Annotated in this window: 10 protein-coding genes; 2 read left to right on the forward strand and 8 right to left on the reverse strand. The window is 72.3% G+C overall.

Translation table 11 applies throughout. The features are described from left to right. The 8 genes from ACVNF4_RS27765 to ACVNF4_RS27800 form a co-directional block, all read right to left on the reverse strand. Positions 1-902, reverse strand: a 902-nt coding sequence (locus ACVNF4_RS27765; protein ID WP_461805616.1) for a TIR-like protein FxsC, incomplete at its 3' end; no start/stop codon positions are given. A gap of 75 nt (positions 903-977) precedes the next feature. Then, positions 978-1,730 (reverse strand): AAC(3) family N-acetyltransferase, encoded by a 753-nt coding sequence (locus tag ACVNF4_RS27770; RefSeq protein ID WP_461805617.1) that lies wholly within the window; start codon positions 1,728-1,730, stop codon positions 978-980. Beyond that, positions 1,727-3,679: an FxsB family cyclophane-forming radical SAM/SPASM peptide maturase gene (locus ACVNF4_RS27775; RefSeq protein WP_461805618.1), complete on the reverse strand. Its 1,953-nt coding sequence runs from the start codon at positions 3,677-3,679 to the stop codon at positions 1,727-1,729. The genes ACVNF4_RS27770 and ACVNF4_RS27775 overlap by 4 nt, the downstream gene beginning before the upstream one ends. An 18-nt stretch (positions 3,680-3,697) precedes the next feature. After that, positions 3,698-3,883 carry a hypothetical protein gene (locus ACVNF4_RS27780; protein WP_461805619.1) on the reverse strand — a complete coding sequence of 62 codons (186 nt, stop codon included), beginning with the start codon at positions 3,881-3,883 and terminating at the stop codon, positions 3,698-3,700. A gap of 109 nt (positions 3,884-3,992) precedes the next feature. After that, on the reverse strand, positions 3,993-4,445 hold the full coding sequence (locus ACVNF4_RS27785; RefSeq protein WP_461805620.1) for a MaoC family dehydratase: 453 nt from the start codon (positions 4,443-4,445) through the stop codon (positions 3,993-3,995). 12 nt (positions 4,446-4,457) lie between these two features. Next, entirely contained in the window at positions 4,458-5,957 is a 1,500-nt protein-coding gene (locus ACVNF4_RS27790) for an acyl-CoA synthetase (RefSeq protein WP_461805621.1), read from the reverse strand. An 11-nt stretch (positions 5,958-5,968) separates the two neighbouring features. Further along, positions 5,969-6,835, reverse strand: a complete 867-nt coding sequence (locus ACVNF4_RS27795) for an amidohydrolase family protein (protein ID WP_461805625.1) — start codon at positions 6,833-6,835, stop codon at positions 5,969-5,971. Between the two features lie 14 nt (positions 6,836-6,849). Then, positions 6,850-7,767: an SDR family NAD(P)-dependent oxidoreductase gene (locus ACVNF4_RS27800; protein WP_461805622.1), complete on the reverse strand. Its 918-nt coding sequence runs from the start codon at positions 7,765-7,767 to the stop codon at positions 6,850-6,852. Between the two features lie 99 nt (positions 7,768-7,866). On the opposite strand from ACVNF4_RS27800, the gene ACVNF4_RS27805 reads away from it, so the two are divergent. After that, a complete protein-coding gene (locus ACVNF4_RS27805) occupies positions 7,867-8,406 on the forward strand; it encodes a MarR family winged helix-turn-helix transcriptional regulator (protein ID WP_461805623.1) in 540 nt (179 codons plus the stop codon). A gap of 37 nt (positions 8,407-8,443) precedes the next feature. Then, positions 8,444-9,172: IclR family transcriptional regulator (locus tag ACVNF4_RS27810; RefSeq protein WP_461805624.1), on the forward strand; the 729-nt coding region annotated here is incomplete at its 3' end.

The raw sequence follows: 9,172 nt of genomic DNA on the forward strand, positions 1-9,172 counted from the left end.
TCTCGCCCACTTCGAGGCCCTTGGTCACCTGAGCCACGACACCGTTGACGACGCCGACGACGACGTCCCGCTGTTCGCGTCTGCCTTGCCCGTCCACAACGGTCACATGGGACGCCGGACGCCAGGGTGCCGAGCGGGTCGGGGGCCTCGGGGTGGTAGGGCCGCCAGTCGAGGGGCGAGGGCCCGTAGTAGCGGGGGTCGCGCTCCCGCGGCAGGTGGTCCCGGGTGCCGGCGGCGACGCTGATGCGCAGCCGGCGGCGCGTCGCCGGCGGTCCGGGGGTGTCGTCCGTGCCGGCGAACGCGTCGCGGGCGGCTCCGAGGCCGCCGGGGTCGCCGGGTTCGACCTCGGTGTTCTCGCCCGCTTTCACGATCCGCTGGGCGAGGTGGAGCACGGCCTTCTGGTAGTCGTTGCGGAACGACCGTAGTTTGGCGAGCCCGTAGAGCCCGAACTTCTGGTACCGCTCGGTGTGTTCGGGGCCGAGGTAGGGGATCTCCCGTACCTGGTCCGGGAGCCGGTGCTCGGGCACGGGCACCCACAGCGCGGGGACGACGGCGCCGGGCACGAACCCCGGTCGCCGGCCGAAAGCCGTCCATTCCTTGCCGCACCAGGGGTTGATGAAGTAGCGGGGTGAGTACAGGGGCACGAACACGCGGCAGCCTGCGAGGGACGCGGCGTGGGCGTGGCCGGCCGCCTGTGCGGGATGCGCGGAGCGGTCCATGTATCCGGCGGCCCCGGCGGGCACGGTGGTGAGGTTGCGGATGTGGTCGCAGACGTCGCGGAAGAGGCGGTGCACCCACAGGTCGGGGTCGGGGTCGTCGGGTCCGTCTTTGGGTATGCGCGCGTAACTCAGGAAGAAATAGGGCCCGTCGCTGTCCGCGCCCGCCGGATCCGTCGGCCCCACGCAGTCCCCCGTTCCCCGCCCGAGAACTCAGTGTAGGGACGGAGAGGCTTCTTGTGACGAGGGTGCGGGAACCCGTCATCCTCGATTTCCGGCCAGCCACCGCGCGGCGAACGAGGCCGCTTCCGCGAGCGGGAACAGCAGCGCCTCACCTGATCCGACGGGGCCTCGCCGCACCGCGCCCGTCCGGGCCTCGAACGCGGCCCCGAGTTCCCCGAAGTCCCGGTCGTCGAGGGCCACGTCCCGGTAGGAGACCCAGGTGCGCACCCCGCCCCGCCGTACGACGCACCGGTACTCCCGCCACGGCGCCCCCGGCATCCGGTACTCCCCCAGATGGAACGCCGTGCACACCTCGAACCCGACGCCCAGCAGCAGGACCTGGGCCCCGGCCTCCTCAAGGCGGGCGAGGGGTGACCGCTCCCCCAGGTGGCACTCCTCGTCGTGGCCCGCCATCAGTTCCCGGGCCCGCGCGCCGAGTGCGGCGAACGAGGTCTGCGGGTGCGCGCTGCGCACCGCCCCCGGCGCACGGCGGACGGCCTCCGCCAGTCTCCCCACACCCTGTGAGGCCGTCCGCCCGTCGAAGGGCGGCATCTCCGCCCGGTAGGCGGCGATCTGGCGCTCCGTCATGTCCCGGGTGTGTTCCCGGTACGCCGGCGACGTGTCCGAGTTGCCGGCGGTGAACGCCGGTACCACCACGGTCCCTTCGGGGCCGACCGCGTCGAGCAGCGCGGACAGGACGGCGTCCGGTCCCGCGCCCACGCGGCGCAGGGAGGCGTGGACGAGGAGCGTGGCGCCGGGGCGCACGCCGAGCCGCTCCAGCCCGCCGGTCACCGGGTCCTCCGCATGCCCTCGACGAACCGGAGCCCGAGGGGGGTGAGGCCCGGTGCCCCGGCCAGTTCGCGCAGCTGCCGCCGGGCCTGTCCGGTGCCGAGCAGGACGTCGGTCGCGACGCGCGCGTAGGTGTCGGCGAGCAGCGCCTCCACGTGCGGGTCGTCGTCCTCCCGGTACAGCTCGCACGTGTCGAGCAGGACTTCCAGCACGCCGCGCCGGTAGCCGCGCACGAGTTGGACGGCGACTTCCTCGGGGTCGTCGCAGAGGTGCACGCCGAGAGCGGCGAATCCGGCTCGGGCGCTGCGGGGCGGGGAGCTGAGCGGGGTCACGGTCCGTACGCCGACGGCCATTCCGGCGGCGACGCCGGGCAGCGCACGGTCGATGAGCTCCCACGCCTTGGTGAGGACCTGCTCCAGGCGGACGGCCTCCTGCGAGGGGAGCGGTCCGGGACGGACAGGGGCGCCGAAGCAGTCGCGGTGGGGGTCGGCATCGTCCAGGGCGACGTCGAGGCCGCCGCAGTTCAGGCGCCGCACGGCGCCGGCCTGCTCCACCAGGTTCGCCAGATGGTCCGGTGCCGCCCGGCCCTCGAAGCACCGTACGAGCCAGGGCCAGGTGTAGGGGTGGGCCAGGACCGCTCCCAGGGTGCGCTCGTCCGCGAGGCGCCGCCGGCCCTCCTCCCACGACGGACCGGCGGCGAGGGGGTGTTCGCCGCTCGCCACGCGTTCCGCGAGTTCGTCGAGGAGAGAGCGGGTGACTCGTTCCCTGTTCCTGGCGAGGCCTCGGACCGCGGTGCCGTCGGCGAGGGCGTCGAAGCCGTCGACCGGGCGGGTGGCGTCCACGCCCGTGCGGGCGGCCAGTCCGCCGACGAGCTCCAAGAGGTCGGCGCAGTAGACGGACGGGTTGGCGAAGCCGGTGCCGCCCGTGCGGTAGCGGTGCGCGAAGAGGCCGCCGCCGCAGGAGCGGACGACCGGGCAGGCCCGGCACCGGGCGCAGAGCCCGTCGAGGCCCTGCTGCCGGGCGGTCATGCCGGGGTGGCGGGAGACCTCGTCGAAGGAGTGGCGGAAGACGTCGAGGCCGGTGGCGGGGGCGCCGTCGTAGGCGGTCTTCAGGGAGTCGGCCTGTTCGTAGCCGCCGTCCGTCTCGATCACGACGAGGTCCGCCGCGTCGAGGCCCATGGCCTCGGTGTGGCTCGGGCCGCCGCCCAGGGTGCTGATGACGGAGTCGAAGAGCCGTACGGGCATGGGGGTGCCCCGCTCGCTCCAGCGGGCGTGCACCGCGAGCAGCCAGTCGGCGTAGGGGGTCGCCTCGCCCCCGGGGCGGTGGGGCGGGGTGTCCCAGGTGGCGTGCGGGAGCAGGAAGTCGATGCGCGGCGGCGCGAGGTCGGCCAGGGCGTCGAAGACCCGGACGGGGTCGTTGCGGACGTCGACCGTGCAGAGGATGCCGGCGAACAGGTGGCGGCGCTCGTTCAGCAGGGCGATCGCCGCGAGGGTCCCGGCGTGGCTGCTGCGGCCGTCCTGGTGGAGCCGGTGGCGGTCGTTGGCCGCGCGGTCGCCGTCGAGGCTGACCCCGACCCGGACGCCGTACTCGTCGAAGAGGTCGAGGTGCCGGGGTGTCAGCCGCAGGCCGTTGGTGTGGATGCGCAGGTCCAGTGCGGCGACCTCCCGCAGGGCGCGGGTGAACTGCTCGCAGATGTGGCGCAGTCGGGGGATGCCCGCGAGGAGCGGCTCGCCTCCGTGCAGGACGACCTGGACGGAGGTGAGCCGGTGCGCGTGCGCGTGTTCCGCGAGTCTCAGCGCGGACCGGGCGGCGGTCGCCTCCGGCATCACCTTGGGCTTCCCCCGCCAACTCGTGTCGGCGTGTTCGTACACGTAGCAGTGGCGGCAGGCGAGATCGCATCGGCTGTGCACCTTGAGCACGACCTGGCGCAGCGGCACGGGAGGGCGGGTCACGGCTCGGGAACCGCGCTGTCAGATGGCGGACTGGAAGGCGGGCCGCGGCCCCGCGGCCCGGCCGGTGCAGGCCAGAGCGCGCCGCACTCCGCGGACGGTCCTCGGGTCCGCCGGAGCGTCGGGACGGGGTGTCTTCGGGTCGGGACGACGGACGGTCGACGGCTTGCCGGGCATCGGCTCACGGCGGCTCAGCGAAACAGCCACGGTTCCCCCTCGGTGGAAGGATCACAAAGGACACCGATTCTCCGCCGAGGCCGGCTCGGACGAAGGCTCGGAGGAACGCACCGTACCTCCCTCCGAGCCCGAACAGCCGTCAAAGGAAGCGGAGTACGCCCTGAAGCACCACCGCGGGCTTCGTCCCGCCCTCGATCTCGATGGTCCCGTCCACGGTGATCTGCACCCCACCGGCCACGTCCGTCACATCGGTGAGCCGTGCGGCGAGGCGGATGCGGGAGCCGACCCGTACCGGTGAGGGGAAACGCACCTTGTTCAGGCCGTAGTTGACCTTGGTGGTGACGCCCTCGACCTCCAACAGGCCGCTGAACAAGGGGATGAACAGGGACAGGGTGAGATAGCCGTGGGCGATGGGCGCCCCGAACGGCCCCTCCTTCGCCCGCTCGACGTCGACGTGGATCCACTGGTGGTCGCCGGTCGCGTCGGCGAACGTGTCGATCGCGGACTGGGTCACCTCGATCCAGTCGCTCGTCCCGAGGTCGCTCCCGGCGAGCTTCTTCAGTTCGTCGAGGCCGTTGACGGTGATGGTCATGGTGGTCCTTCGTTATTTGCCGTAGCGCTCGCGCACGCGGGACTTGAGGAGTTTTCCGGAGGCGGTGCGCGGGAGTTCGTCCGCGAGCACCACCGTTTTGGGGATCTTGTACTTGGCGAGGCGCCCCGCGAGGGCCGCGAGGATCGCCTCGGGGTCGGGCCGGGCGCCCGCGCGGGGGACGACGACGGCGCGCGGCACCTCGCCCCACCGCTCGTCGGCGACGCCGATGACCGCGCACTCGGCGACTCCGGGCTGTGCGAGGATCAGGTCCTCGATCTCGGCGGGGTAGATGTTCTCCCCGCCCGAGATGATCATGTCCTTGATCCGGTCGACGATGTGGACGTACCCGTCCTCGTCGACCCGTGCCGCGTCCCCGCTGCGGAACCACCCGTCGGTGAAGCTCGCGGCGCTCTCCTCGGGCAACCCCCAGTATCCGGGCATCACATGGGGCCCGCGCACCACGACCTCGCCGGTCTCCCCCACGTCGACCGGCACCAGGTCCGGGCGTACGACGCGGACGTCGCTGAAGAAGTGCGGCACGCCCGCCGAACCGGCTTTGCTGACCGCGTGTTCGGCGTCGAGGAAGAGCGTCCCGGGGGACGCCTCGGTCATCCCGTACCCCTGGAGGAAGGTCAGTCCGCGCTCCTGGTAGGCGGCGATCAGCGGCGTCGGCACCGGGGAGCCGCCGCAGGTGAGCAGCCGCAGAGACGTCAAGTCGGCCTTGGGCCAACCGGGGTGACGGGCCATCAGGTCGAACATGGTGGGCACGCCGAACATGAACGTGATCCGGTGCCGGGCGACCAGCTCGAAGGTCGCGTCGGGGTCGAACGCCTCGACGAGGACGCAGGCGCCGCCCTTGAGCAGGACCGGCAGGGTCAGCATGTTGAGGCCGGCGGTGTGGAACAACGGGGCGGATACCAGGGCGCGTTCGTCCGCGATCAGGTCGGTGTCGACGAGGACGTTGACCGCGTTCCAGACGAGGTTGCCGTGGGTGAGCATGGCACCCTTGGGGCGTCCCGTGGTGCCCGAGGTGTACATGATGACGCTGGTGTCGTCCGGGGTGACGGGCTCGTCGATCGGCTCGAACGGCGCCTGCGCCAGGGCCTGTTCGTACTCCGCGCCGACTTCGAGGAAGGTCCGGACGTCCGTGGAGCCGGGCAGTCCGGCGACGAGACCGGTGTGGGTGGGGGCATAGACAAGCGTCTTCGCGCCGGAGTCGGCGAGCTGGTAGGCGATCTCCGGTCCGGCGAGGCGGGTGTTGAGCGGGACGAACACCGCGCCGAGCACGCCGGCCGCGAACAGGGTCTCCAGGTAGGAGGGGTGGTTCGGGCCGAGGTAGGCGATCCGGTCGCCGCGCCTGAGGCCCCGGGCGCGCAGGGCGTGGGCGAGGCGGGTGGTGCGGTCGTGCAGGGCGGCGTACGTGTGCTCGGTGTCACCGTGGATCAGGGCGGTGCGGTGGGGGGTCTTGCGGGCCCGGCGGGCGGGCCAGGAGCCCAGTCCCTCGTTGCGCATCTGCGGTCCCTCTAGATCGTCAGCAAACGGGCGGCGTTCTCTTTCAGGATCTTCGGCCTGACCTCGTCCTTGATCGGCAGCTTCGCGAAGTCGGCGAGCCAGCGGTCGGGGGTGAGGACGGGGAAGTCGGAGCCGAAGAGGACCTTGTCCTTCAGCAACGTGTTGGCGTACTGCACCAGTTGGGGCGGGAAGTACTTCGGCGACCAGCCCGACAGGTCGATGTGGACGCCGGGTTTGTGGGTGGCGACCGCGAGCGCCTCGTCCTGCCAGGGGAAGGAGGGGTGCGCGAGGATGATCTTCATCTCCGGGAAGTCCGCGGAGACGTCGTCCACGTGCAGGGGGTTGGAGTACTTGAGGCGGATGCCGCCGCCGCCCGGGACGCCCGCGCCGATGCCGGTCTGGCCGGTGTGGAAGAGGGCGACGCAGCCGGTTTCCTCGATCACCTCGTACAACGCGTACGCGACGGCACGGTCGTTGGGGAAGAAGCCCTGGATGCTGGGGTGGAACTTGAAGCCCCGTACGCCGTACTCCTCCACGAGCCGCCGGGCCTGCCGCACCCCCGCCTTCCCCCGGAACGGGTCGATGGACTCGAAGGGGATCAGGACGTCGGCGTTCTTCGCGGCGGCCTCCGCGATCTCCTCGTTGGGGACGGGCGGGGTGCCGGTCGCGGACTCGGCGTCCACCGTGAAGATCACGGCCGCCATGTTCCGTTCCCGGTAGTACGCCGCCGTCTCCTCGATCGTCGGCTTCCGCTTGCCCTCGACCTTGAAGTAGGCGGAGGAGGCGTCGTGGAGGTCGTCGCCGAGGGAGGAGTGGCCCTGGGAGGAGACCTCGGCGTGGGTGTGGACGTCGATGGCGGTGAGGGCGTCGACGTCCATCGCCGGGCGCGTGCTCACGCCTGCTCCAGCTTCGGTGCCGGGATGCCCACCGTCTCGGGCCGGGCCCCGACCGACGTGCCCCACGCCTCGGCGAGCGTCTCCGGTGTCCAGCCGCCGTCCGCGTACGCCGCCCGGATCTCCTGCGGGTGCGACCACAGCGTCACCTTGTCGCCGCCGATGCCGATCGCCTGGCCGGTGATCCCGCGCGCGGCGTCGGAGGCGAGGAACGGCACGAGGGCGGCGCAGTCCTCGGGCGTCCCGAAGCCCTCGCCCTTGCGGAGGAACCCGGGCAGCGGCTCGCCCTGCTTCAGCGCCTCGACGTACGGCGCGAACGCGGGGATCGTCTCGGTCATCGCGGTCGCGGCGACGGGCACGATCGCGTTGACGGTGATCCCCGCGCGGCCCAGCTCCATCGACCAGGTCCGGGCGAACGCCGCGATCCCGGCCTTGGCCGCCGCGTAGTTCGTCTGCCCGAAGTTGCCGCGCTGGCCCGCGGGCGAGCCGACGAGGATCAGCGTGCCGCCCTCGCCCTGCTCCCGCATGCGGACGGCGGCGGCGCGGGCGCAGGTGAAGGTGCCGCGCAGGTGGGTGGAGACGACGGCGTCGAAGTCGTCGTCCGTCATCTTCCACAGCACCTTGTCGCGCAGGATGCCGGCGTTGGTGACCAGCACGTCGAGCCGGCCGAACGCCTCGACGGCGCGTGCCACGAGCCGGTCCGCGGCCTCGGCCGTCCCGACGGGCACCACCTCGGCGACGGCCGTGCCGCCGGCCTCGGTGATCGCCTTGACCGCCTGCGCCGCCGCCTCCTCGTCGACGTCGTTGACCACCACGGACGCGCCGCGGTCGGCCAGGGCGCGGGCGTAGGCGAGGCCGAGGCCGCGGCCTGCGCCGGTGACGACGGCGGCCTTGCCGGTGAGATCGATGCGCGGCACGGAGAGTCCCTTCGACTGAACGACAGGAGCGATGTGAAAATCGAAGGTAAGAGCAATAATTGTCGACGTCAATAGTTGTCGCCGCCTCGCCGATGATTCATGCTGGAATCTGTGACCACAGATCCCCCGCCCGGGGCCGACACCGAGGAGCCCGCCATCACCAGCCCGCACGACACCGCCGGCACCGCCCCGATCGACGCGAACGAGCCGTGGATGCGCGGACTGCACGCGGACACGGGCTATCTCCTGTACCGACTCGGCCTGCGCTCGGGCCAGTTGTTCAACACGTTCCTCCAGGAGTCGGGCCTGCGCCTGCGCCACTACGCGGTGCTGCGCTACCTCGCGGGCGGCGAGGGCGCCCTGCAACGGGAGTTGAGCGCGCGGCTCGGCTACGACCCGAGCGCGATAGTCGGCCTGGTCGACGACCTGGAGCGGATCGCCTTCGCCGAGCGCCGCCCCTCCCCCGACGACCGCCGCAGCCGTGTCGTGGTCCTCACCGACGCGGGCCGCGCGTTCCTGCGGGACACGGACGAGGCGGGGCAGCGCGTCACCGACGAGCTGGCGGAGCCGCTGACGCCGGCCGAACGGGAGGTGCTGCACGGCTTGCTGCTGCGGGTGGCCGGGGAGGATCTCACCTGACGCCCGGTGACCGGCCGCCATGCGGGATGGTGACGCCATGAACCCGCGTTCCGCTCCGGACCGGCTGCTGTCCGTCCTCGCCGCGTTCGACCAGGACCACACGGCCCTCGGCCTCACCGACATCAGCCGGCGAGCCGGCCTGACCCTCACCACCGCGCACCGCCTCGTCGGCGCGCTCACGGCGTGGGGCGCCCTGGAGCGCGACGCGTCCGGCACGTACCACGTCGGTCTGCGCCTGTGGGAGATCGCCGCGCTCGCCCCCCGCGGCCTCGCCCTGCGCCAGATCGCCCTGCCCTACCTGGAGGACCTCTACGAAGCCACGCACGAAAACGTCCAGCTGGCCGTGCGCGACGGCCACGACGTCGTGTACACGGAGTGGCTCAGCGGACGCTCCTCGGTGGGTGTCCACATCCGCGTCGGCGCCCGCTGGCCCCTCCACGTCACGGGCGTGGGGCTGGTGCTGCTCGCGCACGGCGACACGGACCTCCAGGACTCCTACTGCGCCGCCCCGCTGAAGTCCTTCACCCCCCACACCGTCACCGACGCGGCCCACCTGCGCCGCGTCCTCGCCGAGATCCGCCGCACCGGCACCGCCGTGAGCGACCGCCAGGTCACCGACGACGCCCTGTCGGTGGCGTCCCCGGTGCGCGGCCCCGGCGTCAAGGTCACGCCGGTGTCGTACGAGCAGGACGTCAAGTCCGCGCTCACCAAGGTCGAGCTGAAGGAGGCGGACGCGGCCCTCGTCTACAAGACGGACGTCCACGCC

Source organism: Streptomyces sp. S6, assembly GCF_054880855.1.

Excerpts from the sequence above, each read along its gene's own strand:
- ACVNF4_RS27785 (WP_461805620.1), bottom strand. The coding sequence starts at position 4,445 with ATGACCATCACCGTCAACGGCCTCGACGAACTGAAGAAGCTCGCCGGG.
- ACVNF4_RS27790 (WP_461805621.1), bottom strand. The coding sequence starts at position 5,957 with ATGCGCAACGAGGGACTGGGCTCCTGGCCCGCCCGCCGGGCCCGCAAG.
- ACVNF4_RS27795 (WP_461805625.1), bottom strand. The coding sequence starts at position 6,835 with ATGGACGTCGACGCCCTCACCGCCATCGACGTCCACACCCACGCCGAG.
- ACVNF4_RS27805 (WP_461805623.1), top strand. The coding sequence starts at position 7,867 with ATGCTGGAATCTGTGACCACAGATCCCCCGCCCGGGGCCGACACCGAG.